28 protein-coding genes are annotated in these 26,026 nt (G+C 45.8%); 11 read left to right on the top strand and 17 right to left on the bottom strand.

The genetic code is table 11. The annotated features are described in order from the left end of the window. Positions 1-2,486 (bottom strand): ESPR-type extended signal peptide-containing protein (locus Q0N89_RS06315; RefSeq protein ID WP_294034534.1); only part of this gene is annotated, 2,486 nt, incomplete at its 3' end. Positions 2,487-2,836: 350 nt separating this feature from the next. Between Q0N89_RS06315 and Q0N89_RS06320 the strand changes: the two genes are divergently transcribed. The 7 genes from Q0N89_RS06320 to zupT all read left to right on the top strand — a co-directional run bounded on the left by Q0N89_RS06320 (position 2,837) and on the right by zupT (position 7,176). After that, positions 2,837-3,448 carry a LemA family protein gene (locus tag Q0N89_RS06320; protein ID WP_294034536.1) on the top strand — a complete coding sequence of 204 codons (612 nt, stop codon included), beginning with the start codon at positions 2,837-2,839 and terminating at the stop codon, positions 3,446-3,448. A gap of 84 nt (positions 3,449-3,532) precedes the next feature. Beyond that, entirely contained in the window at positions 3,533-4,573 is a 1,041-nt protein-coding gene (locus Q0N89_RS06325; protein WP_294034538.1) for a TPM domain-containing protein, read from the top strand. After that, positions 4,573-5,079 carry a TPM domain-containing protein gene (locus Q0N89_RS06330; RefSeq protein WP_294034540.1) on the top strand — a complete coding sequence of 169 codons (507 nt, stop codon included), beginning with the start codon at positions 4,573-4,575 and terminating at the stop codon, positions 5,077-5,079. The genes Q0N89_RS06325 and Q0N89_RS06330 overlap by 1 nt, the downstream gene beginning before the upstream one ends. 24 nt (positions 5,080-5,103) lie before the next feature. Further along, positions 5,104-5,484: a hypothetical protein gene (locus Q0N89_RS06335; RefSeq protein WP_294034542.1), complete on the top strand. Its 381-nt coding sequence runs from the start codon at positions 5,104-5,106 to the stop codon at positions 5,482-5,484. A 132-nt stretch (positions 5,485-5,616) separates the two neighbouring features. Next, positions 5,617-5,928 carry a 50S ribosomal protein L21 gene (gene rplU, locus Q0N89_RS06340; RefSeq protein WP_294034544.1) on the top strand — a complete coding sequence of 104 codons (312 nt, stop codon included), beginning with the start codon at positions 5,617-5,619 and terminating at the stop codon, positions 5,926-5,928. Between the two features lie 63 nt (positions 5,929-5,991). Next, a complete protein-coding gene (gene rpmA, locus Q0N89_RS06345) occupies positions 5,992-6,249 on the top strand; it encodes a 50S ribosomal protein L27 (RefSeq protein ID WP_078254332.1) in 258 nt (85 codons plus the stop codon). 132 nt (positions 6,250-6,381) lie between these two features. Then, the gene (gene zupT / locus Q0N89_RS06350) at positions 6,382-7,176 is read left to right on the top strand and encodes a zinc transporter ZupT (protein ID WP_294034547.1); all 795 of its coding nucleotides are present in this window, start codon (positions 6,382-6,384) and stop codon (positions 7,174-7,176) included. Between the two features lie 67 nt (positions 7,177-7,243). Here the strand turns inward: zupT and Q0N89_RS06355 are convergent, their stop codons facing one another. The 3 genes from Q0N89_RS06355 to Q0N89_RS06365 all read right to left on the bottom strand — a co-directional run bounded on the left by Q0N89_RS06355 (position 7,244) and on the right by Q0N89_RS06365 (position 9,953). Next, complete coding sequence (locus Q0N89_RS06355; RefSeq protein ID WP_294034549.1) at positions 7,244-7,879, bottom strand: DUF2057 domain-containing protein; 636 nt, start codon at positions 7,877-7,879, stop codon at positions 7,244-7,246. An 89-nt stretch (positions 7,880-7,968) separates the two neighbouring features. Then, entirely contained in the window at positions 7,969-8,733 is a 765-nt protein-coding gene (locus tag Q0N89_RS06360) for a DnaA/Hda family protein (protein WP_294034551.1), read from the bottom strand. 116 nt (positions 8,734-8,849) lie between these two features. Beyond that, positions 8,850-9,953, bottom strand: a complete 1,104-nt coding sequence (locus Q0N89_RS06365) for an AI-2E family transporter (RefSeq protein WP_294034553.1) — start codon at positions 9,951-9,953, stop codon at positions 8,850-8,852. Positions 9,954-10,158: 205 nt separating this feature from the next. On the opposite strand from Q0N89_RS06365, the gene purM reads away from it, so the two are divergent. Then, entirely contained in the window at positions 10,159-11,202 is a 1,044-nt protein-coding gene (gene purM / locus Q0N89_RS06370; protein WP_078254328.1) for a phosphoribosylformylglycinamidine cyclo-ligase, read from the top strand. Then, complete coding sequence (gene purN, locus Q0N89_RS06375; RefSeq protein ID WP_294034556.1) at positions 11,202-11,864, top strand: phosphoribosylglycinamide formyltransferase; 663 nt, start codon at positions 11,202-11,204, stop codon at positions 11,862-11,864. Before purM ends, purN begins: the two co-directional genes overlap by 1 nt. A gap of 75 nt (positions 11,865-11,939) precedes the next feature. On the opposite strand, the gene fdx is transcribed toward purN, so the two are convergent. The 8 genes from fdx to Q0N89_RS06415 form a co-directional block, all read right to left on the bottom strand. Then, positions 11,940-12,278, bottom strand: coding sequence for an ISC system 2Fe-2S type ferredoxin (fdx, locus tag Q0N89_RS06380; protein WP_294034559.1), 339 nt, complete (start codon positions 12,276-12,278; stop codon positions 11,940-11,942). A gap of 38 nt (positions 12,279-12,316) precedes the next feature. Further along, positions 12,317-14,176, bottom strand: a complete 1,860-nt coding sequence (hscA, locus tag Q0N89_RS06385; RefSeq protein WP_294034561.1) for a Fe-S protein assembly chaperone HscA — start codon at positions 14,174-14,176, stop codon at positions 12,317-12,319. Between the two features lie 170 nt (positions 14,177-14,346). After that, entirely contained in the window at positions 14,347-14,871 is a 525-nt protein-coding gene (gene hscB, locus Q0N89_RS06390) for a Fe-S protein assembly co-chaperone HscB (protein ID WP_294034563.1), read from the bottom strand. Between the two features lie 8 nt (positions 14,872-14,879). Next, complete coding sequence (iscA, locus tag Q0N89_RS06395) at positions 14,880-15,200, bottom strand: iron-sulfur cluster assembly protein IscA (RefSeq protein ID WP_078254323.1); 321 nt, start codon at positions 15,198-15,200, stop codon at positions 14,880-14,882. A gap of 105 nt (positions 15,201-15,305) precedes the next feature. Continuing rightward, on the bottom strand, positions 15,306-15,689 hold the full coding sequence (iscU, locus tag Q0N89_RS06400; RefSeq protein WP_078254322.1) for a Fe-S cluster assembly scaffold IscU: 384 nt from the start codon (positions 15,687-15,689) through the stop codon (positions 15,306-15,308). Between the two features lie 363 nt (positions 15,690-16,052). Beyond that, positions 16,053-17,276, bottom strand: coding sequence for an IscS subfamily cysteine desulfurase (locus Q0N89_RS06405; RefSeq protein WP_294034567.1), 1,224 nt, complete (start codon positions 17,274-17,276; stop codon positions 16,053-16,055). Further along, positions 17,273-17,776: an Rrf2 family transcriptional regulator gene (locus tag Q0N89_RS06410; protein WP_078254320.1), complete on the bottom strand. Its 504-nt coding sequence runs from the start codon at positions 17,774-17,776 to the stop codon at positions 17,273-17,275. Before Q0N89_RS06410 ends, Q0N89_RS06405 begins: the two co-directional genes overlap by 4 nt. Positions 17,777-18,006: 230 nt before the next feature. Further along, a complete protein-coding gene (locus Q0N89_RS06415) occupies positions 18,007-18,687 on the bottom strand; it encodes a hypothetical protein (protein WP_294034570.1) in 681 nt (226 codons plus the stop codon). 401 nt (positions 18,688-19,088) lie between these two features. Between Q0N89_RS06415 and Q0N89_RS06420 the strand changes: the two genes are divergently transcribed. Then, entirely contained in the window at positions 19,089-19,361 is a 273-nt protein-coding gene (locus tag Q0N89_RS06420) for an HU family DNA-binding protein (RefSeq protein WP_294034572.1), read from the top strand. A 181-nt stretch (positions 19,362-19,542) separates the two neighbouring features. Further along, entirely contained in the window at positions 19,543-21,393 is a 1,851-nt protein-coding gene (locus tag Q0N89_RS06425; protein ID WP_294034574.1) for a SurA N-terminal domain-containing protein, read from the top strand. A gap of 61 nt (positions 21,394-21,454) precedes the next feature. On the opposite strand, the gene Q0N89_RS06430 is transcribed toward Q0N89_RS06425, so the two are convergent. The 5 genes from Q0N89_RS06430 to prmA all read right to left on the bottom strand — a co-directional run bounded on the left by Q0N89_RS06430 (position 21,455) and on the right by prmA (position 25,970). Next, positions 21,455-21,799: a 4a-hydroxytetrahydrobiopterin dehydratase gene (locus tag Q0N89_RS06430; protein ID WP_294034576.1), complete on the bottom strand. Its 345-nt coding sequence runs from the start codon at positions 21,797-21,799 to the stop codon at positions 21,455-21,457. A gap of 25 nt (positions 21,800-21,824) precedes the next feature. Further along, positions 21,825-22,607 (bottom strand): phenylalanine 4-monooxygenase, encoded by a 783-nt coding sequence (gene phhA / locus Q0N89_RS06435; protein WP_294034578.1) that lies wholly within the window; start codon positions 22,605-22,607, stop codon positions 21,825-21,827. 209 nt (positions 22,608-22,816) lie between these two features. Further along, complete coding sequence (gene purH / locus Q0N89_RS06440) at positions 22,817-24,418, bottom strand: bifunctional phosphoribosylaminoimidazolecarboxamide formyltransferase/IMP cyclohydrolase (RefSeq protein WP_294034580.1); 1,602 nt, start codon at positions 24,416-24,418, stop codon at positions 22,817-22,819. A 229-nt stretch (positions 24,419-24,647) separates the two neighbouring features. Beyond that, positions 24,648-24,971, bottom strand: a complete 324-nt coding sequence (fis, locus tag Q0N89_RS06445; RefSeq protein ID WP_265734176.1) for a DNA-binding transcriptional regulator Fis — start codon at positions 24,969-24,971, stop codon at positions 24,648-24,650. A gap of 75 nt (positions 24,972-25,046) precedes the next feature. Next, a complete protein-coding gene (gene prmA / locus Q0N89_RS06450; RefSeq protein WP_294034586.1) occupies positions 25,047-25,970 on the bottom strand; it encodes a 50S ribosomal protein L11 methyltransferase in 924 nt (307 codons plus the stop codon). Positions 25,971-26,026: the final 56 nt, after the last annotated feature.

A 26,026-nucleotide genomic window follows, 5' to 3' on the forward strand; every position in this document is an offset into this window, starting at 1 on the left:
GTAGGCGTAGGCGTAGGCGTAGGCGTAGGCGTAGGCGTAGGCGTAGGCGTAGGCGTAGGCTCTGGAGTTGGTTCAGGTTTTGGTTCAGGTTTTGGTTCAGGTTTTGGTTCAGGTTTTGGTTCAGGTTTTGGTTCAGGTTTTGGAGTTGGTTCAGGTGTTGGTGCGACGGTCTCTTGAACCATTCTTAGATGAACTTTATTGGCATCAGAATAATCTGCTTCAAAATCAACCAGTGGGTTGTTGTCGCTCACCTGCTTAAACTTACCAGCCAATGTGCCAGCGGTAACAACATCATTCCATTTTCCGTCACTTAATTTTTCTACAGCTTCAGAAGCTTTTACTTCAAGTGTGCCGCTGCTGATATCGGCAGCGCCTGTTACAGTCAATTTGCCATAATCAGATAGGCTGTTTAACGCTACTTGTAACACCTCTCCATCTTTCATACTGTAATCGCCCACCAAGCGCAAAGTGCCTTGATCGATCTGAGTGTTTCCACCCCAGGCTTTGGCTGATGATGCCATGCTTAGTGTGCCAGTCCCTGCTTTAGTTAGGCTGCCCACACCCGTGATACGAGCACCTTGAGAATCGTCAAGTAAAAAATTATTGGCCTGAGTATCGATGGTTAAGCCGCCTTGATCGATTTGGATGGTATCTTCAGCTCTAAAGTTTTGAAATAAAAGTGGGTCTTTACCAGTCGGCTTAATGGTGGCATCATCAAAATAAGCTGAACTTTTGATTGATTGTGGGAATCGGCCGATTTCACCGACAGTAAGCAATACATTATTTGATGCTTTTAACACACCTTTTCCTGTGCCGCCAATCACTAGGGCATCTGTGGTCAGTGTGGTATCGTTATCTAACAATAACTGACCATCGGCATTAGAACCCTCTGCGCCTTGACCGCCGATGTGTACAAGTTTTGTTGCATTAATTCTGCTGTCATTACCTGCCATAGCAAGGCCATTGCCTGCAGCGCCGATCACCAATTCATCCGCAGTTAATCGACTATAGTCGAGCACAAGCAAGCCTTTGCTTTTACCAAAATTAGCAATATTTACTTTTGAGCTTTTTAGAGTGCTTTCTGTTGTATGTATTGAACCTTCGCCATAGGTGCCAATATCCAGTAAATCTGTTGTAATGGTGGATCTGTCACTATATACACTGCCTTTTGCTGTTGGGTCATCACCAATGATGATGCGCTCATTTGCAGTGACTTGAGCTTTTTTCAGCTCTAGGTGGCCAATACCCACATCACCTATTGCCAACCCTTTATCAGCTGTCAATGAAGCATTATTGACAATAATTTCTCCATTGGCACTGCGATTTTTGGTGGCGGTTAAAATATCCTGTTTGCTGTGTACATGCGCACCATTTTCAATGGTAAGTACGGCTTGACCTTCATAGCCAATCTGAATCTGTTCATCGGATTGTAATTGCGAACCATTGCCGCTCACTGTAATGGTGTTACCTTTACTACTGGTATCATATCCAGCAACAATATCTTTGGCTTGGACTGAAGAAGCATTGCGGATATTGAGATGGCCTATACCTTTTACACCTACGCCTAAATTACCTGAATTTAACTGCGTGTCAAGACTGTTTACCAAAAGTTTGCCAGCATTATCTACAGTCACGGTGCCTACGCCATTAGTACCATAGCCCAAAGCAGCAAAGCGAGTATTTGCGGTGCCGCCATCAATATTAACTTCAGCTGTACCATGATTGGCTGCGATCAATTCATTGGTGTTGATGGCTGCTCCACTGTTGGTGATATTTAGTACACCATGACTGCCTTGTTGGGCACCGAGTATGGTACGAAATTGAACATTTAGATCACTGTTTTGCAAAACTGAAACATCGCCTTGGCCTTTATCACCAATAAAGATTTCATACGTGCTAAGTTTTGATCCATTATTTACATTGATTTGACCAGTGGCAGTGGCTGATTTTGCCACAGTGATATTTGAGCCGATCGCCGCATTTGAACCATTATTGATGTTTAAGGTTCCTTTACCTTCGCTACCTACATGTAGAATATTAGCGGCATTTAGCGTGGATTGATTGTCTAAATGAATTTTACCAATGCCTGTTTCAAAGATACCAACTGAAACACTGTCCTTGGAGTCAATGGTTCCTTGGTTCACATCTACTTTGGCTTGACCGCTATGACCCACACCGATCATATATGCACCGTTGACATCTCCGGTCTTAGTCATGCTGAGTGCAGTATTGGGCTCAATTTTAACAATCATGTTATCTGCAGCATTTGGAGCAAAATAAATAGATTGATCAAAGCTTACTGGTTGTGTCACAGTTTGGTCGGTGCTATATCCAATAGCCGCCACCGCTTCACCACCCATCGCCATCATAACAGCAACAGACAGTGCTTTAAACGACTTGCTTTTTCCTTTACTGCGAGCCAATTCACTCACGCATTGCCACACGCCTGTCGCGTGGTTAAAAATTACTCGATAAGTACGGTTCATAAATATCCTTAAAATATGGGTGCCGTTGCATGAATTGATGCAAATTGGCAAACTAAATACCAGATATTACACATTGATTTACTTAAGTGTAACAATTTGATTATACCAAAATTTGCGAGGGGGGGGTAGACCAATTAATACAACAAATCCATACTTTTTGTTATTTTTGGTAAGTTTTATTGAAAAAGCTGTACAAAGGCTGTATTTTAATAAGAAACTTATACTTTATTGCATTACCTTGTTTTTTTGTGCAATTTTATAGTACTAATTTATAGTGCTAAATTGGTTGCTTGCTTCTATTTGTACTGTAATTGTCGCAGATGGTTTACCATAATTTCAATGGAGTTGTTATGAAAAAAAATTTATTAGCATCGCTAATTCTAGCATCATCGCTAAGCCTATCTGGCTGTGGCTATAATGCGCTACAATCCCAAGATGAACAAATTAACGCATCTTGGTCAGAAGTGGTGAATCAATATCAGCGCCGAGCGGACTTAGTGCCAAACTTGGTGGCGACTGTTGAGCGATATGCCAAACACGAACAGCAAGTTTTCACCGAAGTGGCTGAAGCGCGTGCGAAGGTCGGCAGTGTACAGCTGACACCTGAGGCGCTCAATGATCCACAAGCGATGGCGAATTATCAAGCCGCCCAAAGTCAGATGACTTCTGCCTTGTCTCGCTTGATGATGGTCTCTGAAAATTATCCGGAGCTCAAAGCAGATGCGGCATTCCAAGACTTGCAAGCTCAGCTAGAAGGCACCGAAAATCGCATCACAGTGGCTCGTAACCGCTATATCGAAAATGTCAAAACCTATAATACCACCGTGCGACAATTCCCAACTAACATCACTGCCAAAGTGTTTGGTATGAACACCAAGCCAAATTTTGGTGTCGAAAACGAACAAGCCATTTCAACCGCACCAAAGGTTGAATTTGGTGGTGATAATAAAAATAGCAATTGATATTGTGCTGATACTTGGTGCTGATATATGGCGCTAATTTGGCTTAATTGATATTCATGTATTTATATTAATGTGGCGGTGTTGATGGCTATTTTAAAAAACCCAAAGCAATCATCCAAAGTGGTAGCGGCTATCTTGTCGCTCGCCATGCTGTGTCTACCTGTTAATACGCTTGCCAGTCAAGCGAATAGCCAATTAGCGACAGCGACACTGTCATCACAAGAAATACAGACGGCAGAGCGTGCCGATGGTATCACGCAAGCTGCCCAAAGTAGCACTCCTGCCAATCAGCTGATTTTGGATACGCCTGTCATTGATGAAGTAGGGCTATTAAGCACACAGCAAAATCAAGCCTTATCAGAGCGACTGCGTCAAATCCATCAGCAGGGCAAAGCGCAAATCGCCATTGTGATTGTGCCTAGCACCGATGGCGAGCCTATCTTTGATTATGCAATGCAGGTGGCGGATCGTTGGGGCTTGGGCAATAAAGATACGGATAATGGACTGCTGATCGTCGTCGCTGTCAATGACCGCAAGATGCAGATTTTGACAGGTCATGGACTTGAAGGCATTATCCCTGATGCCATTGCCAAGCGTATCATCCGTGAAGAAATGACCCCTGCCTTTAAAGATGGTCGCTATGCTGATGGCTTGATGCAAGCAGTTGATGCCATTGATAGTAGGCTACAAGCAGATCCCGAGACGCTTGCTCGAATGAATGATGCCGAGCTGACAGGCGATTCTGGTATAGGTATCGATACGATTGTATTGCTGATAATTGCTTTTGTTTTTGGAAAAATTTTAGCACAACTTTTGGGTAGGCTACTAGGTTCGGCGGTGGCGGCAATTGGTTTTGGGGCATTGGCAATCATGTCAGGCACAAATCCTTGGACCGCTTTTTGTTTGGCAGTTTTCATTTGTGCGTATTTGGCAATATTGCAAACCGTGATTGATCTTAGAACTGCACTACGTTTAGATCGTATATCTTCACAAAATCACCGTAATGGTGGTCGATCTGGTCGCTCAAGCGGTGGTTTTGGCGGTTCAAGTGGCGGATTTGGTGGTGGTGGCTATCGTGGTGGCGGTGGCAGTTTTGGCGGTGGCGGTGCAGGGGGATCGTGGTAATGAGACAGACAAGTATCACAAGGCTATTTAGACAGCTGATGTATGTGCCGATGATTCACAGTCGCTGGCTGACTGGCTCAGTCAAGCAGGCGCTTGGCAATGCCATCACGCAAGCTGAGATTGGTCATAGTGGCGAGATTTGTGTGATTATCGAAAATCATCTACCGATTGGCAGTGCCTATCATCAGACTTGCCGTGATAGAGCCATTGAGCTATTTGTCGAGCATCATGTGTGGGACACCGAGCACAATACAGGTGTGCTGATTTATGTCAATCTGTGCGAGCATGATTTGCAGATTGTGGCGGATCGCGGCATTGATCGGCGGGTGGCGGATGGCACTTGGCAATCACTGTGTACACAAACCCTTGAGCGATTTAGACAACAGCAAATGGCGCAGGGCATTTGTGAGCTGATTTTGGCAACCGGCGAGCTATTGCGAACACATCAGCCAAGCGATGATGTGGTGGGTAATGAATTACCCAACCGTGTAAAATACCTAAAATAATTTAAAAGAGAATAAAATAATACCATGTCGTACAGTGCAGTGATTTGGCTGATTGGCTTAAGTTTGTTGTTATTGGTGCTATTTTTGGTGGCAAGCCTAAAGCCGATGTTGAATAAGCCAAAACAGTCATCCATGCCATCAATAGCGTTACCGCCAACAATCCAAAAACTGTACAATATGCTATCGCCAAGCCTAAAAGATTGTACGCTTGAACCAAAAGCGACTCGCATCATCATTGCCAAATCAGGCGTGAAAAAAGCCATCATCACCATCGATGCACAGGCAGTGATGGCAGAGCGGTGGCTTGATGATGTGCTGATTGTCAATCTGACACCTGACTTTGTGGCGGCGGATGTCAGTGCAGTATTGACCAAAATCCGTGCGCATATTAATGCGGGTAGCTGATAGATAAAATAATTCTTGCTTTTGGATAAAAGTTTTAGTAGAATGTCGCTTTATTTTGCATCCTTGTCGTGTTCGTTATCAAGTGCTATCAAGGGATAGCCACGGCACACAGGTTTATCTGGAGAACTCAAGATGTACGCAGTAATCAAAAGTGGCGGTAAGCAACACCGTGTTAGCGTTGGTGAAACTTTGAAAGTTGAGCTACTAAAAGCTGAAAAAGGCGAAACGCTAAAAATCGAAGAAGTGCTAATGGTTGTCAATGGCGCTGATATCAAAATCGGTGAACCGCTAGTTGCTGGTGCGAGTGTAGAAGCTGAAGTGGTTGATCATGGTCGTGGCAAGAAAGTGCGTATCGTTAAGCACCGTCGTCGCAAGCACTACCACAAAGAGCAAGGTCACCGTCAATGGTTCACTGAGCTAAAAATCAAAGCCATCAACGCTTAATTCACCACATTAGTATTTGATACCTAGAGCGCACTCAACGGTATCCCAACAGGAGATATTCTCATGGCACATAAAAAAGCCGCAGGTTCTACTCGTAACGGTCGTGATTCTAACCCAAAAATGCTTGGCGTAAAAGTATTTGGCGGTCAAGATGTCGTTGCTGGTAACATCATCGTTCGCCAACGTGGTACTGAGTTCCACGCAGGTGAAGGCGTTGGTATGGGTCGTGACCACACTCTATTCGCTTTGACCGAAGGTGTGGTTAAGTTCGAAACCAAAGGTCAATTTGGCCGTCGCTATGTTTCTGTATTGGCTAAATAATTCTTAGCTAATTTGATTCAAAGCCAAGACTCATCATGATTTGTCATGATGAGTCTGTTTTGTTTATAGGGTTTGATAATTTTTTCAAATCTGATTTATCAATACAATCAATCATCCAAGAATGAGTAGCTCATGATCGATCATGTCTTGATGGCGTTTGGCATCACCTTAGCGGCAGGACTTGCAACAGTATTAGGCAGTGCTTTGGTCTTTTTTCAAAAAACCCCAAGCCCGAGAGTGTTGGCATTTGGCTTAGCATTCGCTGCCGGTGCGATGGTTTTTGTGTCTTTGACTGAGATTTTTGGCAAATCAGTCGATAGCTTTGGCGAAGTTAGTAGTGTAGGCTTTAGTTGGGCGACGGCGTCGTTTTTGGTAGGATTGCTTGCGATCTTGAGCCTTGATCGATTGATTCCCAATCCGCATGAGACGCTTGATGTCAATGACCCAAAGTTTTTGGATAAAAACCAAAGCTATCTAAGACGCATTGGACTGATGTCAGCTTTTGCTATCACTGCGCACAACTTCCCTGAAGGCTTGGCGACATTTTTTGCCACCCTTGAGAGTCCGACATTGGGCGCACCATTGGCATTTGCCATTGCAGTTCATAATATCCCTGAAGGCATCTCAATCGCTGCCCCGATTTATTTTGCGACACAAAGTAAGCGCATGACGGTCTTGGCGTGCTTGATATCAGGCTTGGCTGAGCCACTTGGGGCGGTGATGGGGTATTTTGTGCTCAAGCCGTTTTTATCACCTGAGATTTTTGGCTGGGTATTTGGTATCATCGCAGGAGCGATGGTGTTTTTGGCGATGGATGAGTTGCTGCCTGCTGCCAAGCGATATTCAGACGGTCATGAGACGGTGTATGGCTTGGTCGGCGGTATGGGCTTGATTGCGATTAGTTTGGCATTATTTAGTGCCGTCTAGCTAGGTGGGTGTATTTCAATAAAAATGGCTTGATTGAGTATCAAGCCATTTTTATTGAAAGCGATGATTATTTTTCTACCCATTGACGGATTTTTTCACGCTCTTCTTCGCTAGAGTTGAGCCATAGCTGCATAAAGCCATCAAGGTTATTTTTGGCTTGCGGTGCAGGAGTGCTGACCGGTGCAGGGTTTTGATTATTAATAGCGGCGATGGCTTTTTGGTTAGATGTCACAGCTGACTCACCACCAAACATACCACCGATAGCACCTGTGATGCCTGAGAAGATACCAGTACGGTTCTCGCTCGTGTTTTCTTGAGCTAGAATTTGACCATTTTGGGCGATGGCAAGGCTAGGTGCCTTGGCATACTCTTTGGCAGCAGAGTAAGTATTTGGTTGATTTGGCATGATCAGCTGATAAGTTTGGTTGTCTGCCAAGTCTGCTGATACGGTAATATTGCCAGATTTTAAGTAGTCATGATTGTTGCTATTAAGATCAAAAAGACGATCATAGCGAGCGGTGATGACATGACGACCTGGCTCTAGGGTGAATTGTTGCTGTAGTGGCTGTAGCAGTCCGTGACGAACTTCTTGACCATTGATGGCGGTGACTTTGATATTGTCATCGACATTGAGCTGTACTTTGGCAGAAGCAGGCAGTACAATCAAGGCTGCACACAGCATGGCAAGTGTCTTTATTTTCATGATTAATGTCCTTTACTTAAAAGTGGATGTTGCATAACATAACATTTTTTTAATGGATTTACTAGTCCAAAAACAAAAAGCCTTAGCATCTAAAGTTCAGTATTTTCGCTAGCGCTGATTTCTAACAAGAATGATTCTCGTAAAATGATGTTTTTAACTTCAGTGATGGCTTTTTTTGATAATTGACTGCGTGTCTGTAAGCTCAATAAGGGGCGAATGTGGTCCAATACAGTATTGATGCCACCTGCGTTTCTTGGGCCTTCAGCAAGTAGATAAGCAGTGATTTCATCAGGCAGACGCCAGCTTTTCTTTTTGATGATGGTATCAATCAAAATCCGACGGTCTTGTTCATCGCTATGATCGGGCAGTGCCAGCATCGGTGCTAGACTAAGCCGAGTTTGTAAGTCATTGAGATTTAGATGGATTTCACGAGCAGGGCAGTCTGCCAGATATAGAATTTGTTTACGGTGTTTGTACAGACGATTGATAAGATGAAACAATCCTTCTTGCCATTCATAGCTTTTTTTGACGGTTTGTAGATCATCGAAGATAATCAAATCAAACATCTCTAAGCCCACTAAGGTATCAGCTTGGGGGTCTTGTTCGATCAGCTCTTCAAGCTGTAAGCTGATGGCGGATTTATCAGTTTGTCGCTTAAAATAATCATACACAGCCTGAGCTAAGTGCGTCTTGCCAAACCCATGTCCACCTGTGATAAATAGCTCACGCAACTGCCCGTCCGCCAATCGCTCAATCGCTTCTATAATTGGACGAAAGCCTTCTGAAGCGAAATCTTCGATGCGAGCATCTTGGCGAATTTCAACATTAAGTGAGTCCTGCACTAGATCGGTCATGAAAAAAACTCTTTTTTTATAAATATGATATCAGTTTTTAGCGTTGCTTATGCCACATAGGATAAAATGATGTTGCCTATATATAGCATATTTATATAATTTCAAGCAAGTAAAATTTATTCATCAAACAGGCGATACTGTCTGCGACCTTGATGCCAGTCGCTATCAAGATAGGCTTGATAAGCATGATAAAATAGCACATTAATCACCGCTGAAACAGGTAGCGCAATCAGCATGCCCACAAAGCCTAACATCGCAGCACCAGCAAGCACCGAGAAAATTACCCATAATGGCGACAGCCCAATCTTATTGCCAAGCAATAGGGGCTGTAGCACATAGCCTTCGAGTACTTGCCCCACCATAAACGCACCGACAATCAGTCCAAGCTGTAGCCAGTCAAAGCCAAATTGAAACACGCCAGCAATCAGCGCAGCAATGATACCGACGCCAAAGCCAAGATAAGGCACAAAGCTTGCGATACCTGCCATAATCCCGATAATCAGACCAAGCTGTAAGCCAATCAGCTCAAGCTGTACTGCATAAATCGTGCCAAGTAGTAGCATAACCAGTAGCTGACCCTTAGCAAAGCTCATCAAGGCATCGTTACAGTCTTGGGCGATTTGTGTGACTTTGGCAGTGTAGGGCTTGGGAATGGCTGATTGCCAAGTGGCAAGACGCTTATCCCAACCAAGCAAAAAATAAAACGCAAGCACAGGCACCATCACCACAAGCCCAAAGCTGTTGGCAAAGTTCATCCCTGAGCTTAGGGCTTTTTTGATAAATCCTTGCGCATCAGCAAATTGATAGTTTTTTTGCAAAAATTCTAAAGCGGCATTGGATAGTACATTGGCATCAAGTGGCAATAAATCGGCATTGGTATGCATCGAAATCCAAGGACGCACGACATCATTGTACCAAAGCACCGCAGCGGGCAGTGATTCCCACAGAATCTCAAGCTGTGCCCACAGTAGCGGTACAAGCCATACAAAAAACGCCACCGCAAGCACGGCACTACTGAGATACACTAGGCTAATCGCCAAAATGCGGGGCATAATACGGCTGACGGCACTGACCAATGGATTCAAAAAATACGCCAAAATAAACGCCGCAACAAAAGGCGTGATGACTGATTTCATCAAAAATAGGGCGTACAACAAGATGCCAATGCCAGCCAAAATCAGTAATCTGCGAAAAAATGGGTCAATGCCAGTGCGATACATTAATAAAACTTTCCAATCGGTGAATCACTGTGGACTATTCTAAGCGATTTTGCGTTTTTTAGATATATAAGGCTCAAGATTTTTTTGACAAAACTTAAAAAAACTCAATAATTTTGACAACAGAATAAAACTTAACCGAAAAATTTGCTATAATAAACGGCAATATTTTTCCGCCAAATGGCATTGCTTTTTTACAAGGGTAGCTATGACACAGCAAACTTCACTCAGTTATAAAGACGCAGGCGTGGATATTGACGCAGGCGAAGCGTTGGTTTCTCGTATCAAATCAGTGGCAAAAGCCACTTCTCGCCCTGAAGTGATGGGCGGCTTGGGTGGTTTTGGTGCGCTTTGCCGTATCCCAACAGGGTATAAATCACCGCTATTGGTCTCGGGCACGGACGGCGTGGGCACAAAGCTTAAGCTTGCACTACAGCTCAATCGCCATGAGACCATCGGTCAAGATTTGGTGGCGATGTGTGTCAATGACCTATTGGTTTGTGGCGCAGAACCGCTATTTTTCCTAGATTATTATGCGACTGGTAAGCTGGATGTTGATACAGCGGCGACGGTGATTGCAGGGATTGGCGACGGCTGTCAGCTTGCCAACTGTGCGCTCATTGGCGGTGAGACTGCTGAGATGCCGGGAATGTATCAAGATGAAGATTATGACTTGGCAGGCTTTTGTGTTGGCGTGGTCGAAGAATCTGAAGTCATCACAGGCGACAATGTCCAACAAGGCGATGTGCTGATTGCACTAGCATCAAGTGGTGCACACTCAAATGGCTATTCACTGATTCGTAAAGTCATCGAAGTGACCGGCACGGATGTCGCTAGCGAAAAATTGGGCGAGCGTTCATTGGCTGATGCACTGATGGCACCAACTCGTATCTATGTCAAATCGGTCAATGCGCTACAAAAATCACTGGGCAATGCCAATATCCATGCGATGGCACACATCACTGGTGGTGGTCTGACTGAGAACCTACCACGCGTATTGCCTGAGAACTTGGCGGCGCAAATCGATACCAACAGCTGGCAGCTGCCCGAAGTGTTCCAATGGCTACAAAAAGGCGGCAATATCGAGACGCTTGAGATGTATCGCACCTTTAACTGTGGCGTAGGCTTTATCCTAGCTATCCCTGCAGATAAAGCTGAGCAGGCGATGAGTGAGCTTGCTGCCAGTGGCGAAACTGTCTGGAAAATCGGTGAAATCGTCGAGCGTACCGACAAAGCTGTGGTGTATATCTGATGAGCAATCGTCGTCTCAAAGTCGCTGTACTGGTCTCAGGTAGCGGCTCAAACCTGCAAGTGATGATTGATGCCATGCAGGCAGACACTTTGCCCATTGACATCATCGGCGTGATTAGCAATCGTGAAGATGCTTATGCCATCACACGAGCCACGACTGCCAGTATCCCTGTGGCGGTGCTATCACACGCACCAAGTGGCAAGCGGATGAGTATTGCCACTTTTGAAAAGCGCGCATTGGCTCAGCTTGAAGCGTGGTCGCCTGATTTGGTGGTGCTTGCAGGCTTTATGCGTGTGCTGTCTGCTGAATTTATCCATGCTGTGCCGTGTGCGATGATTAATCTACATCCGTCGCTACTGACTGCTTATAAGGGGCTCGATACTCATGCACGAGTGATTCGCTCGGGCGATAAGCACCATGGCTGTAGCGTACATCTGGTGACGCCTGAACTTGATGCAGGGCAGGTATTGACCCAGGCATGGCTGTCAGTCGATGAGCATGATACCGCTGAGTCGCTTGGCAAGCGAGTGCAAAAGCTTGAGCATCAGCTTGTGCCACATACGCTAGAGCTGATTGCCAAAGGCGTGCTTGATTTGGATGCCGTCAAGGCAGGTCAAATCGATGGCTTTGTATCTTTGCCATATCGACTGTGGCTTGATTAAGCTGTGATTTGATAAAATAAATAAGGCTATCGATATGGATAGCCTTATTTTATTGGGTTGGTATAAGAAATCGGATTAATGATTTTCTTTGGCGTGGTTTAGCGTGTATTTTGGAATCTCAATCACCAAATCTTCATCAGCGACGATACACTGACAAGCTAGGCGAGAATCAGGCTCAAGACCCCATGCACGGTCAAGCAAATCACCTTCGATATCATCCATCTCTTCTAGGCTGTCAAAGCCTTGACGGACGATGACATGGCAAGTGGTGCAGGCTTTTGACATATCGCAGGCGTGTTCAATCTTGATGCCACGCTCAAGCAGAGCTTCACACAGATTTTCACCTGAATGAATCTCAACGGTCGCGCCTTCTGGGCAGATTTCGTGGTGGGGTAGTAGGGTTACAGTGGTCATAAGTATCTCTTTTGCGTTCAAATTTTAATAAATCAATATTACCAATCACTGGTGCGTGTGCCTGCAAGTGCATCTTTGACATTTTTGTCCATGATGACGCTAGCAAAGTGGTCGCTGGCAGGCTTAAGCTTGGCGACAGCATCATCAAGCACGGCCTTATCATTGCTATCAATGGCATCACGCACCCCATTCATCAGTGCTTGCAAGGCAGCTTGTTCGTCATCGCCAAGTAGTGCGCCAAACTCTGCCAATGCTGAAGTCAGTGCAATCAGTTCACGGTCGGCTTCGACTTTGGCTTCGATGAGCATACGGGCTTTTTTATCTTCATTGGCGTGCGTAAAGCCTGCCATCAGTAGCTGTTCTTGCTGTGCTTCGGTCAGTCCATAGCTTGGGCTGACTTCGATGTGGCTTTTGACACCGGTGGTGGTTTCTTCGGCAGAGACGGTCAGCTGGCCATTGGCATCGATGCTAAAGGTCACTTCGATACGAGCCAAACCTGCTTTCATCGGCGGGATGCCATATAGCTCAAAGCGTGCCAAACTGCGACAATCTGCGACGGTATCACGCTCGCCTTGGACGACATGGACAATCATGCCTGTCTGACCATCTTGGTGCGTGGTAAAGGTCTGACGACGAGCGACAGGGATTGGTGTGTTGCGTGGGATGATGACTTCGACCAGTCCGCCCATCGTCTCAAGTCCAAGCGATAGCGGTGTGACATCAAGTAGCAATAAGCCATCGCCTTTTTTATTAATCAGCTGGTCGGCGGCGATACTTGCGCCAAGTGCGACGACTTCATCAGGGTTGATGCTACACAGTGGCGCACGATTAAAATGCGCTTCGACAGCACGGATAATCACCGGCATACGAGTTGAGCCACCGACTAGGATGACATCATTGAGCACTGATTTGTCAAGCTTGGCATCAAGTAGCACCTGCTCACAGGCTTGTAGTGTGCGACGGATGACGGGCTCAATGATTTGGCTAAGTGTCTGATTATCAAGCTGTAGCGACAGTGGTGTACCTGCGATGGTGGTATCAACTGTGATACTGTCGGTATCGGTCAGTGCTTGCTTGTAGTTTTTGGCAAGCTTGGCAAGGCGAGATTTTTCGCTATTATCAATCTGTGCTGGGTCAAGATTCGCCTGCTTAATCAGCCAATTGGCAAGTAGGCGGTCAATATCATCACCGCCTAAGGCTGAATTGCCCCCTGTGGCAAGCACTTCAAACACGCCATCACTGAGTCGTAGGATAGACACATCAAAAGTACCACCGCCCAAGTCATAAACCAAATAAGTCCCGTGATTGGTCGCTTTGTCCAAACCATAAGCAATGGCAGCAGCGGTCGGTTCATTGAGCAAGCGAAGTACGGTCAAGCCCGCTGCGGTGGCGGCATCTTTGGTGGCGGTACGCTGTGCATCATCAAAATACGCAGGCACGGTAATCACCGCCCCTTGGATGCTGTCATCAGGTAGGGCTGCGGCGGCGTGACGATATAGGCGATTTAGGATGTGCGCCGATGTCTCGACAGGGGATTTTTCACCTTGTGCAGTGACAAAGGCAGGCATGGTGGCATCATCGCCAGAGAGTGTATAAGGATGTGAGAATTTGATATCACTGCGAGCTCGCCCCATAAAACGCTTGGCTGAGATGATGGTATTGGCAGTATCATCGGCAAAAGCCAGCGCCTGCTTGCCAGTCAGTGGCGTATCGCTTTGCTCGCCATAATAGACGACAGATGGCAGTAATGGCGTGTCATCAAACGGCAAAACCTGCGCCTTGCCCGAGCGAACCACGCCTACCAATGAATGTGTCGTGCCAAGGTCAATACCGAGTGCAAAACGATGTTGGTGGGGATTTTTGCTTTGATTGGGTTCGCTGATTTGTAATAATGACATGGCAAATTCTTTAAAATAAATAAAATAAAAGGTGGCTAGTGAAAAGCAAGTTTTCAGTGGCTAATTATACTAAATTTTGATGCGTTATCCAAAGCGCTTCATCACAAAAACACGCCAAAGGGCATCAATTTGGCGTGTGATTTTCCTAAAATTTCCCTAAAATCAAGCGATTAGACATACAAATCGTCATCATCGTTATTTTGGTGCAGGCTTTCGCTGAGCTTGGCAATGATGTCATCGTGCAGTTTGCCGACGAATTGTAATTTTTGGGCAAGGTCACGAGCAGCCGTCCAGTTTTGGGCTTGATAAGCATCATCAAAGCCATCTGCCAACGCTTGGCTAGTCTGGGCAACTTCATTTGCCATCTTATCAAGACTTGCTTTGTCATCGGTATCATCAAGCGCAATGCGAATTTCCATCATCTCGCCCAAAAAATCCCAATCGCTGATGGATTTGTCCAAATCGATATCTTCACCATTTAAGCTAAGTAAATACGCAGCACGGCTATCATCACGCTTTAGGGTGTCATAAGCATGATTAATCAATGATGCGTTTTGGGTGATGGCGATGCTGTCACCGTCTTGGCGGTCAGGGTGATGAGTTTTTTGTAGCTCAAGCAAGCGAGCCTTGAGCAGTGTTTCATCAATCCGAAAGCTGATAGGCAAGTCAAACAGCGCAAAAAAATGGTTATTCATAGCGTGCCTTAGACAGTGAATGACTCACCACAGCCGCATTCACCTTTTTGGTTGGGATTGGTGAATTTAAAGCCAGAGTTTAGCCCTTCGGTGACATAATCCATCTCAAGACCGTTGAGATATACCAAGCTTTTTGGGTCAACAAAGACATTCACACCACCGCTTGAGAATTTCTCATCGGTATCATTTGGTTCATCGACGAACTCAAGCACATAAGCCAATCCCGAACAGCCAGCCGTACGCACGCCGACACGGATGCCTTCGCCGCTACCACGGTTTTCTAAGAAGTCTTTGACATGCTGTGCAGCACGAGCGGTTAGGGTAATCATGACAATTTCCTTCACTAAATTGGCGATGACTGCCGATGTATATCGGCAGGATGTCTAAGTGTTGAACAGGATAATCAAGCGAGCGTTAAGCAAGTATTTGGTAAATTATGCTTGTGCTTTGGCTTGATAATCTTCAATCGCAGCTTTGATGGCATCTTCGGCAAGTACCGAGCAGTGTACTTTAACTGGTGGCAAAGCAAGCTCTTCGGCGATGTCTTTGTTTTTAATCGCGGCGGCTTGGTCTAAGGTTTTGCCTTTTAGCCATTCGGTGACTAGCGAGCTTGATGCAATCGCTGAGCCACAGCCATAAGTCTTGAATTTGGCATCTTCGATGATACCGTCATCGCTGACTTGGATTTGTAGGCGCATCACATCACCACAGGCTGGTGCACCGACCATGCCAGTGCCGACATTTTTGGCGTTTTTGTCTAGGTTGCCCACATTGCGTGGATTTTCATAATGGTCAATGACTTTATCTGAATATGCCATAACTGTATCTCTTATAAGTTTGGTGAATTGGCAAATCGTGCGATGGCTGGGTTTGCCAAATTTTCTACTAAATTTGAATCTGTGTTGTAATTGGCTATTTATCAAGTTTTGGTTCTATAAATAGCCATTGTCGAAGTGGTTATCGCCTAGTGCTAGGCAGGCAACCGCTGTGTCAAATCGCTTATTTATAGGCGGCTGGTGCTAGGCGGGTGAGCGATGGTGTACTTATGTACATCGAGCATCAGTTCTATAAATAGCCATTGTTGAAGTGGTTATTGCCTAGTGCTAGGCAGGCGAACGATGGTGTACATCTAGTACATCAAGTGAGCCTAACGACGCAGTAGGGCATAACCACACAGACAATCAGTGTTCTTGCCATTCAACGGTTGACAAATCAATCCCTTCTTTGAACATATCCCACAGTGGCGACAGTTCACGCAGTTTCTCAACCGCTTCATGGATTTGGGCAAGGACACGGTCAATATCTGCTTCGGTGGTATAGCGACCGATACTAAAGCGAATCGATGAATGTGCTAGCTCATCAGGGCGACCGATGGCACGCAGGACATACGATGGCTCAAGGGTGGCTGATGTACACGCCGAACCTGATGATACTGCCAAATCTTTTAGGCTCATCATTAGACTCTCACCTTCGACGAAGTTAAAGCTGACATTGAGCACATTTGGGATGCCATGCTCAAGGCTACCGTTGAGATAGACTTCTTCGATGTCTTGTAGTCCGTTCCATAGCTTATCACGCAGGGCTTTGATGTGTGCATGGTCTTCATCAAAACGCTGTACCGATAGGGCAAACGCTTCGCCCATACCGACGATTTGGTGTGTCGCTAGTGTGCCTGAACGCATACCACGCTCATGACCGCCGCCGTGCTGCTCTGCTTTGATGCGTACGCGTGGCTTGCGACCGACATACAGTGCGCCGATACCTTTTGGGCCATAGATTTTGTGCGCTGAGAAGCTCATCAAATCAACTTTTAGCTCGCCTAGGTTGATTTTGATTTTGCCAACGGCTTGGGCAGCATCGACATGGAATAATACGCCTTTGGCACGAGTGATTTCACCAATAGCAGCGATGTCTGTAACCGTGCCAAGCTCGTTATTGACCGCCATTAGGCTGACCAAAATGGTATCATCACGCAGTGCGGCTTCGACTTGGGCAGGGGTAATCAGACCTGTACCTTGTTCTGGCTCAAGATAAGTAATCTCAAAGCCTTCTTGCTCTAGCTGACGGCAGGTATCTAGCACAGCTTTGTGTTCGATTTTGCTCGTGATGATGTGCTTGCCTTTTGTGTGATAAAAATGTGCCACACCTTTGATAGCAAGGTTATCTGACTCGGTTGCGCCGCTGGTAAAGACGATTTCGCGTGGGTCAGCGCCGACGGTTTGGGCGATTTGGTCACGAGCGTGCTCAACCGCTTCTTCTGCTTGCCAGCCAAAGCCATGCGAGCGAGAAGCAGGGTTACCAAAGATACCGTCAAAAGTTAGGTATTGTACCATCTTGTCAGCCACTTCTTTGGCAACTGGTGTGGTGGCAGCGTAGTCAAGATAAATAAGTGATGTCTGGCTCATGCTAGATTTCCGATTAAATTGATTGTTGTGATTTGTGAGTCTTTTTTTGCCCCGCAGACCCGACTTTCTTGGCGGTCAGCGATGGCTTGTGTGTTTTTGGTTTCTAATAACTGCGCTAGGGTGACATTCTTTAGGTATGATTCGATGTGTGCGGACAAATTATGCCATAAATCATGCGTCAAGCACATCGAACCATCATGGCAATCGCCTTTGCCACCGCACTGAGTGGCGTTGATGCTCTCATCAACAGCGGTGATGATGCTCATGATGTCAATTTCACTAAGTGGCTTGGCAAGATGATAACCGCCAGATGCGCCCCGTGTGCTATTGACCAGCCCTTTTTTGCGTAGCTTTGAAAATAGCTGTTCGAGATAGGATATGGAGATGGATTGGCGTTTTGCAATGTCGGACAAAGACACAGCACCTTGATGGCGGTTCTCTTGGACAGCCAAATCAAGCAAGGCAGTAACGGCATACCGTCCACGAGTGGTTAAACGCATTGTCTAATCTTCCAAAAAAATTGCCGAGTTTGAATCGCTCAAACCTAGGTAAACTTACAATTGCCAATGTCTTGGCTTGTTATGATGTGGCTTATTATAATAATTCCGAGTAAATAGGTCAAGATTATTTGCACAAAAAATCCATCAACAAAACTGATTGATGGATTTGATTCGGCTTATCTTGGCTTGGGTGCTTGATAAAGCATCATGCCACGCTTGCTTGATAGGTATCAGATAAAAAAGTGCGACACGATGGCGACAAGTGCAATGACGGACGCCACAATCAGACCGGCAACGGTGGCTTTTTGTTTGTTTTGCGATTCGGCAAGCTGCGTCTTTAGCCGAGCGATGTCTTTGGCTTGCTCATCGATACGCTGATTTTGTTCGTTAATTTTGGCACGAAGCTCTGAGAGCTTTTCGGCTTTTTGTTCGGGTGTGGGCTTATTTTCGGGATTGCCACGCAGTTTGTTGATGAGATTTTGGATAGCGCCACCGACGCCGACACGCACCAAGAATGCTTTGACATCAGCGACATCTTGGGTCTCGCCACGGATTTGTAGTGCATCGATGGTGGATTCTCTGTGATTCATCAAGGCATTGATAAGCTGAAAGCTATAAGCATTGATGATGACATCAGGCGCTTGCTTATTGGCAGGCAATGTGTCATCAAGCAGTACGCCACGATAACCAAAAGTGGCATAAATCTTGGTATGCGGTAGGTAGGTGCGGATACATACCACCTTGCCCGATTCGGCAAGTGGATAGGCAAGCTGGCGTAATTTTGGGTCAAATCTGAGCATCAGCGTGATGGCAGATTCAATAAATACCAATAATACATTTAAGATACCACGAGAGATGACACCGTTTGGCTCGCTTGATGAAACGGCGTCGGGTGAGTTCTGTGTCGTCATAATAATCCTAGTCGTTGGGCGGTGCGATTTGTTTTTGTATCACTTGTTTTGTATAAAAAAGTCATCAATCACCGCCAAAAAATCACATTAGTTGCCATGATACTGTAATTTTGAAGAAAATTCAGCGATTTTTTATGTTTTTTCGTTAAAAATGATAATTTTACTTGCTTATTGGTGCTAAGCTTGCTATAAATTGCAGTAATTGTTTAGTCGATTGCAACAAAAGTGTAATATTTTTACGCAAAAGTATCTTTATGAGCTCTAAATTTCACTTTTTTGCAAAAATCTTGCAAAAAAGTGATTTTTTTACTTGTAAAAGCTTAGCTATCGCCTTACAATGCACATATTATGGCTGTTGCCACCGTTTTATATCGATTTTTGTAATACCGTGAGGAAATCTTATGAATAAGTCAGAACTAGTAAACAGCATTGCCGAAAGCGCTGGTCTAACTAAAGAGCAAGCAGCTAAAGCTGTGCAAGCATTCACTGAGAGCGTACAAGGCGCACTACAACGCGGGGATGATGTTGTGTTGGTTGGTTTCGGTACTTTTAGCGTCAAAGAGCGTGCAGCTCGCACTGGCCGCAACCCAAAAACTGGCGAAACACTAGAAATCGCTGCAAGCAAAGTACCAAGCTTCAAAGCTGGTAAAGGTCTAAAAGATGCTGTAAACTAATCACAGCTGACTTGGCAAACCGCTCAATCGTGTGATTGGGCGGTTTTTTACTTGTCTGATACAATTTGTTGTGCCTAGATACAAAAAGTGCTTTGAGAAAATGGACAAATTAGCGTATTATAGTAAGGTTTTTAGTCTTAATTTGATACGATTGATAAAGTAGCGATTTTCTATGGATAAAATGCGTAATTTTTTACAAAGTTGGCCGGGTAAGCTGATTTTGGTAGGTACATTGATTCCGATGGCATTTTTGGGCGTGCAGGGTACATTCGGCGGCCCTGAGATTCAGCCGAACCAGCTGATTAAAGTGGGTGATCAAGTGGTGGATGTGACCACTTATCAAGCTGAAGTCAATGCGCTGCGTAATGAGTTGATGAAGCAAATTGACGCAAGCCTAATCAATGAAGATGCGCTCGCCAAGCAAGTCTTGGACAATATGGTGAATCGTGCATTATTGGAAAATCAATCGATTGCACTTGGCATGACGGTGTCTGATGAGACCATCACTCGACTCTTGCAACAAGATCCGACTTTCCAAGATGCTAATGGTCAGTTTTCTAATGATTTGTTTGCGCAGTTTTTGCAGCAGCGTGGCATGACCAAAGATGTGCTGTTTCAAACTTTTCGCTTACAGCTGAGTCTAAGACAGCTTAATGCTAGCATTTTGGGTACAGCGATTTATCCAAATAGCCAAGTTTCTCGTCTGCTGGATCTGCAGCGTGAGAGCCGTGAAGTGTGGGTGCATCGCCTAAATTGGCAGGATTATGTCGATCAAGTTGAGATCACTAAAGCGCAAATCGAAGAATATTATAATGCCAATAAGGATAAGCTGATCAGCCCTGCGACGGTGGATTTGGCTTATATTGAGCTTGACCCACAGACCCTAAAAATCGATACGCCAAGCGAAGATGAGATTCGTGCGCAGTATTCTAGCTACCTCAAAGAAAAAGGCCTAAGTGATGGCAGACAGCTTGCGCAGATTTTGCTGACAGGTGCTGATGCCGAAAAACAAGCTGCCGACATCAAAAAACAGCTGGATACTGGCGCATCTTTTGAGTCACTCGCCAAGCAATACTCACAAGATCCAAGCGGTGCAACAGGCGGGAATATCGGTAGCTTCAACCCATCGGTATTTGGTCAAGATGCAGCGAAAGTTGAGCAAGCATTAAGTGGCTTGGGTGTAGGTCAAGTCAGTCAGCCTGTCAAGACGGGCTTTGGTGTGCAGATTTTTAAGGTGACACAAGTAAGCTCTGATGCGCCAAGTATCGACAGCTTGCGTGATGAGCTGATTGACAAGGCAGCCACCTATAAGCGTCATGCGGCATTTGCTGATTTGTCCGCGAAGATTAATACGATGGCGACAGATGGCGTGGGCGTGGCGGATATTGCCAAAGAGCTTGGTCTGACAGCACATACGATCAGTGCCTATCCGCAGACGGATAATAAGACAGCGCTATCACAGCCTGCGGTAATTGCGGCGGCGTTTGATGAATTTACCATCCAAGATCAAGGCGTGAGTGCCAACATCGCTGTCGGCGACAAAAATATTTGGGTGCAGCCAAGCAATTATCAAGCCTCTCGAGCGCTAAATCTACAAGAAGCGAGTGAGCAAATCAAGCAAACTTTAGCCAAACAAAAAGCCACTGAGCTTGCGCTGGCTGATGCTCAAAAGCGTGCCGAGCAAGCCAAGACAGATGGCGCTAAGGGTCTGATGACTGCAAGTGCAAATCTAGGCAAGGTGACTCGACTGACGCCGACGCTCAATCCACAAGAATCTGCAAGCTTATTCTTGCATCGTGCAGCTACAGGCAATGATGTATGGGCAGTGCAGACCACAGATGGTGCTAGTATCATCGTCGGTGCGCCGGTTGAGTCTGTAGCCGAATCACAGCTCAGTGATGCAGATCGTCGCAAGACGGCACAGCTACTGCGTGAGAATGTCGGTGAAGATCAGCTAAAAGACTACCTTCAGTATCTCAAAGATACCAATGAAATCATCATCAACGAAGACGCCCTAAAAGCACAGCGTTGATTCAAGCCATAAAAAATCACCCCAAAGTCTGCTCTTTGGGGTGATTTTTTTGATGGGCAAATTAGCTATTAACCAGCTCATCCGTCCGAGCTGCCAAAATAAAGTCATTCTTGTGCAGTCCGCCGGCTTCATGCGACCACCAAGACACGGTCGCCTTGCCCCATTCTAATAAGATGGCAGGGTGGTGACCTGCCGATTCGGCGATGTCACTGACTTGATTGGTGAACGCAAGTGCCTGCTTGTAATTTTTAAACTTAAACACTTTGGTTAGGCGTTTGATGCCATCGATTTCAACCATCTGCCAAGTGGGGATTTGCTCAAGTAGCACAGGCAGCTGGTCATCGCATAACAGTGGCGCATCTAGGTGACAGACTTCACAGGCTTGGTCTTTGAGTGGGGTGGTCATGATTATCTCCTTATTTATCAATCAGTTAGTTGGTTAATAGGCTTGGGTGTATCTCATACAGTCCATCGCTTTGTGCTTGGCTGATGGCAGTCAGTAGGGTGTTTTCATCGAGCCCAAACAGCGCATCGGGCGAGTCGATGACATAATAAATCGGCTGAATCTTGTCAATGCGATAGGGTGTACGCAAAATATCATTGAGATTAAACGGGCGATATTCAGGCTTGCCCGACAGTGCGTATTCGGTCTCAGCTGGCGAGCTTAGGATGCCACCGCCATAAATACGCAATCCATCAGCGGTATCAATCAGCCCAAATTCCATCGTGAACCAATACAGCCGTGCCAAAAAAACCCGTGTCGCCTTGTCTGATTTTAGCCCAAGCTTGCCATAGGTGTGGGTAAATTTGGCAAAGGCAGGGTGGGTCAATAGCGGACAATGCCCGACAATTTCATGAAAAATATCAGGCTCTTGGATATAATCAAAGTCATCACGAGTGCGGATAAAGGTCGCAACGGGGAATTTTTGGTTAGCCAATAAGTCAAAGAATTTGGAAAACGAAATCAGCGCAGGCACAGCAGCGGTAGCAAAGCCAGTCGTCTGCTGTAGCACACGGTCAATATCGGCAAGCTGTGGAATGTGTGTGCTTGACAGTGCAAGCTTATCAAGTCCATCAAGATAATCTTGGCAAGCCTTGCCGACGATACTAGACTGCTGACGGACAAATAGGTCATGCCAAATGGCGTGCTCATCATCGTGATAAGCAATAAATCCTGACGCATCTGGCGTGTGTGCTTGGTAAGCGGTACTCATATCAAATCCCTGATTGTGATGATTATGCCACAATGGTAGAAAAATCAACGAGTTTCGTCAAATGAAAAATCGTTCGCCTTATGGGTTAATTATTAACTTTTTGTTATTATAATTATTATTTATATAAAATTTGGTTTAATTTATCGGGTTATCCAATGTAAAAAAATAAGCACAACCCTAAGGCTGTGCTTATCATAAAGATCATCCAATCAATGACGGAAATGACGCATACCAGTAAATACCATCGCAATACCATGCTCATTGGCAGCAGCGATGACTTCGTCATCACGCATTGAGCCACCTGGCTGGATGATGCACTTGATGCCAGCGGCAGCGGCATTGTCGATACCGTCACGGAATGGGAAGAACGCATCCGATGCCATCACAGCACCTTCGACCACCAGACCTGCGTGTTCAGCCTTGATGGCGGCGATACGTGCAGAGTTGACTCGGCTCATCTGGCCTGCGCCCACACCGATAGTTTGGCGGTTTTTGGCATAGACGATGGCGTTTGATTTGACGTATTTGGCGACTTTCCAAGCAAAGATCAAATCATCAAGCTCAGCTTCTGTTGGCGCTTTGTCGGTGACTACTTTTAGGTCGTCTTTGGTAATCATGCCAAGGTCTTGGTCTTGGACAAGCAGACCGCCATTGACACGCTTGAAGTCAAACTGGCTAGCACGCTCATCAATCGCAGGTAGCTCACCGCAGACGAGCACACGGACATTTTTCTTAGCGCCGGTGACTTCTAGCACGCCATCAGCCACGCTTGGGGCGATGATGACTTCAACGAATTGACGCTCGACGATGGCTTTGGCAGTCTCAACATCTAGCTCACGGTTGAATGCGATGATACCGCCAAAGGCTGATTCGGGGTCGGTGGCATAAGCCAAATTATACGCATCTAAGATGCCATCTAATGAGACAGCGACACCGCATGGGTTGGCGTGCTTGACGATGACACAAGCAGGCTTGGCAAATGATTTGACGCACTCAAGTGCAGCATCAGTATCGGCGATGTTGTTATATGATAGCTCTTTGCCTTGTAGCTGTTTGGCAGTTGAGACAGATGCTTCACGGGCATTGCTCTCAACATAAAACGCCGCTGATTGGTGCGGGTTTTCGCCATAACGCAAATCTTGGGCTTTGATGAATTGGCTGTTGAATGTGCGTGGGAATTGGGTGTTTGCTGTGGCATCATCACTAGGCTGTGCATCGCTGTCAGTAGGTAGGCGAGCGCCAAGCCAGCTTGCAATCATGCCATCATAAGCCGCAGTGTGTTCAAAGGCTTTGACCGCCAAATCAAAACGAGTGGCAAAGCTTAGGCTACCTGCTGTGCCAAGCTCGGCAAGCACACGCTCATAGTCAGCTGGGTTTGTGATGATGCCGACATGGGCATGGTTTTTGGCAGCAGAGCGTACCATTGCAGGGCCGCCGATGTCGATGTTTTCGATGGCATCGCCCATAGTCACATCAGGCTTGGCGACGGTGGCAGCAAATGGATATAGGTTCACCGCTACGATGTCAATGCGGTCAATACCGTGCTCTGCCATGATAGCATCATCCACACCACGACGACCTAGGATACCGCCGTGAATTTTTGGGTGCAAGGTCTTGACACGGCCGTCCATCATTTCGCTAAAGCCAGTGTGTGCCGATACTTCGATGGCATCGATACCGCTGTCGGTCAATAGCTTAAAAGTACCACCAGTTGACAAAATGCCAAATCCTGCATCCACAAGACCTTTGGCAAACTCAACGATGCCTGCTTTGTCAGAAACAGACAATAAAGCAAAACGCTTTGAACTCATAACTTACCCCAAAAAATTGTGATTACACTGCAATTGATAGCCAAAGCATCAATTTACAATCCAAAAACAAAATGATACCATTGATTACAAATTTTATAAAGCTAATTTGGGCATTTATCCAAAAATTTTCTCAATATATCAGCCACCATATCAGCCATTAGACGTACAAAACAAAAAACCCAAAGCAAACAGCTTTGGGCGATATGACTAAGCGAGATATGATAAGCGATTAAAGCAGACCGTGTGCTTTGAGCTTGGTGCGTAGCGTACCACGATTGAGCCCAAGTAGCTGCGCGGTCTTTGACTGATTGCCACGAGCGTATTTGAGCGTCGCAGTCAATAAAGGTCGCTCAAGTTCGGCAAGAAAAATTTCATAAAGATTGTCGGCATCTTCACCGTCTAGGCTGTCAAAATACTGCTGTACTGCCTGCTCAACATGAACATGAAGTGGCGTCTTTTCTGTATAATTTTTTGCTGTCATCATCTTATTCGCCCAAAAGTTGCTCAATTCATTTGATCTAATTAGTGTGCAAATAGTAGCAAAACACGCCATAACTGCCTATGATTGTTGTGTTATAGCGTGTAGCAAGTTTGTAAAAAATTTGAGCAATCTGTATAAGCGGTGGGGTTATTTTTTGCGACCGCTTAGACGATTCCAATGACCATCTTCAGCATTATCATAGGCATACGGCGCATCGATGTCAAAGTATGGCGTGTAAGCATCGATGACATCTTGGGTTTGGTTTTGGATAAGACCTGCTAGCACGATACTGCCATCGTCTTTGAGTAGCTCGCTAAAGGTTGGGGCAAAGTGAATCAATGGTTTGGCAAGAATATTGGCGGTGATGGTGTCGCACAGCTCAGGATTGTCTTTGCGATAGGCGACAAAGTCTTCGGGCAAAAAGGCAATCAGCTTATCTGCCACGCCATTTAGGGCGGCATTTTGGTTGGTGGCAAGTACTGCCTGTGGGTCGATGTCCACCGCAAGTACTTGTCGTGCACCCAGTAGTAGTGCCGCCACACCTAAGATGCCCGAGCCACAGCCATAATCGATGACAAGCTTATCAGTCAAATCCTGCTCAGATAGCCAATCTAAGCACAGGCGGGTGGTGGCGTGATAGCCTGTACCAAAGGCAAGACCGGGGTCTAGGATAAGATTGGTCGCATCAGGCTCAGGCGCATCTAGCCATTCAGGGACAATCCACAGATTGCCTGCGCACTTGATAGGCTTATAATAGGTCATCCACTCTCGTGTCCAGTCCTTATCGTCTAGGCGGGTGAGCCAAAAACGAGTGGCATCCACTTCGGTGGCAATCTCGCTAGCAAGACTTTCAAAATCCGTACCGGCAAAGCTATCATCGCTATTGGTATCAAAAATCGCCGTAATGACCACATCGCTCCACAGTGGCTCTTCGCCCGGTAGTGGCTCAAACAGTGGCTCATCGCCTGCATCTTCGAGCAAGATAGAGACGGCGCCGACTTCATAAAATAAAGCTTCGGCAAGCTCAACGGCGGATTTTGGGCATTGTAGATGAAGTTGTTGCCAAGACATATCAGATCCTAAAAATAAATGACTGCGCTTATTATAACAAATATCTGATGGTAAAT

Source organism: uncultured Moraxella sp., assembly GCF_945873075.1.
Lineage (GTDB): Bacteria > Pseudomonadota > Gammaproteobacteria > Pseudomonadales > Moraxellaceae > Moraxella.

What these genes read in the sequence shown, in the direction of transcription:
- Q0N89_RS06320 (WP_294034536.1), top strand. Translation starts at nt 2,837, where the DNA reads ATGAAAAAAAATTTATTAGCATCGCTAATTCTAGCATCATCGCTAAGC.
- Q0N89_RS06325 (WP_294034538.1), top strand. Translation starts at nt 3,533, where the DNA reads ATGGCTATTTTAAAAAACCCAAAGCAATCATCCAAAGTGGTAGCGGCT.
- Q0N89_RS06330 (WP_294034540.1), top strand. Translation starts at nt 4,573, where the DNA reads ATGAGACAGACAAGTATCACAAGGCTATTTAGACAGCTGATGTATGTG.
- Q0N89_RS06335 (WP_294034542.1), top strand. Translation starts at nt 5,104, where the DNA reads ATGTCGTACAGTGCAGTGATTTGGCTGATTGGCTTAAGTTTGTTGTTA.
- rplU (WP_294034544.1), top strand. Translation starts at nt 5,617, where the DNA reads ATGTACGCAGTAATCAAAAGTGGCGGTAAGCAACACCGTGTTAGCGTT.
- rpmA (WP_078254332.1), top strand. Translation starts at nt 5,992, where the DNA reads ATGGCACATAAAAAAGCCGCAGGTTCTACTCGTAACGGTCGTGATTCT.
- zupT (WP_294034547.1), top strand. Translation starts at nt 6,382, where the DNA reads ATGATCGATCATGTCTTGATGGCGTTTGGCATCACCTTAGCGGCAGGA.
- Q0N89_RS06355 (WP_294034549.1), bottom strand. Translation starts at nt 7,879, where the DNA reads ATGAAAATAAAGACACTTGCCATGCTGTGTGCAGCCTTGATTGTACTG.
- Q0N89_RS06360 (WP_294034551.1), bottom strand. Translation starts at nt 8,733, where the DNA reads ATGACCGATCTAGTGCAGGACTCACTTAATGTTGAAATTCGCCAAGAT.
- Q0N89_RS06365 (WP_294034553.1), bottom strand. Translation starts at nt 9,953, where the DNA reads ATGTATCGCACTGGCATTGACCCATTTTTTCGCAGATTACTGATTTTG.
- purM (WP_078254328.1), top strand. Translation starts at nt 10,159, where the DNA reads ATGACACAGCAAACTTCACTCAGTTATAAAGACGCAGGCGTGGATATT.
- purN (WP_294034556.1), top strand. Translation starts at nt 11,202, where the DNA reads ATGAGCAATCGTCGTCTCAAAGTCGCTGTACTGGTCTCAGGTAGCGGC.
- fdx (WP_294034559.1), bottom strand. Translation starts at nt 12,278, where the DNA reads ATGACCACTGTAACCCTACTACCCCACCACGAAATCTGCCCAGAAGGC.
- hscA (WP_294034561.1), bottom strand. Translation starts at nt 14,176, where the DNA reads ATGTCATTATTACAAATCAGCGAACCCAATCAAAGCAAAAATCCCCAC.
- hscB (WP_294034563.1), bottom strand. Translation starts at nt 14,871, where the DNA reads ATGAATAACCATTTTTTTGCGCTGTTTGACTTGCCTATCAGCTTTCGG.
- iscA (WP_078254323.1), bottom strand. Translation starts at nt 15,200, where the DNA reads ATGATTACCCTAACCGCTCGTGCTGCACAGCATGTCAAAGACTTCTTA.
- iscU (WP_078254322.1), bottom strand. Translation starts at nt 15,689, where the DNA reads ATGGCATATTCAGATAAAGTCATTGACCATTATGAAAATCCACGCAAT.
- Q0N89_RS06405 (WP_294034567.1), bottom strand. Translation starts at nt 17,276, where the DNA reads ATGAGCCAGACATCACTTATTTATCTTGACTACGCTGCCACCACACCA.
- Q0N89_RS06410 (WP_078254320.1), bottom strand. Translation starts at nt 17,776, where the DNA reads ATGCGTTTAACCACTCGTGGACGGTATGCCGTTACTGCCTTGCTTGAT.
- Q0N89_RS06415 (WP_294034570.1), bottom strand. Translation starts at nt 18,687, where the DNA reads ATGACGACACAGAACTCACCCGACGCCGTTTCATCAAGCGAGCCAAAC.
- Q0N89_RS06420 (WP_294034572.1), top strand. Translation starts at nt 19,089, where the DNA reads ATGAATAAGTCAGAACTAGTAAACAGCATTGCCGAAAGCGCTGGTCTA.
- Q0N89_RS06425 (WP_294034574.1), top strand. Translation starts at nt 19,543, where the DNA reads ATGCGTAATTTTTTACAAAGTTGGCCGGGTAAGCTGATTTTGGTAGGT.
- Q0N89_RS06430 (WP_294034576.1), bottom strand. Translation starts at nt 21,799, where the DNA reads ATGACCACCCCACTCAAAGACCAAGCCTGTGAAGTCTGTCACCTAGAT.
- phhA (WP_294034578.1), bottom strand. Translation starts at nt 22,607, where the DNA reads ATGAGTACCGCTTACCAAGCACACACGCCAGATGCGTCAGGATTTATT.
- purH (WP_294034580.1), bottom strand. Translation starts at nt 24,418, where the DNA reads ATGAGTTCAAAGCGTTTTGCTTTATTGTCTGTTTCTGACAAAGCAGGC.
- fis (WP_265734176.1), bottom strand. Translation starts at nt 24,971, where the DNA reads ATGGCGTGTTTTGCTACTATTTGCACACTAATTAGATCAAATGAATTG.
- prmA (WP_294034586.1), bottom strand. Translation starts at nt 25,970, where the DNA reads ATGTCTTGGCAACAACTTCATCTACAATGCCCAAAATCCGCCGTTGAG.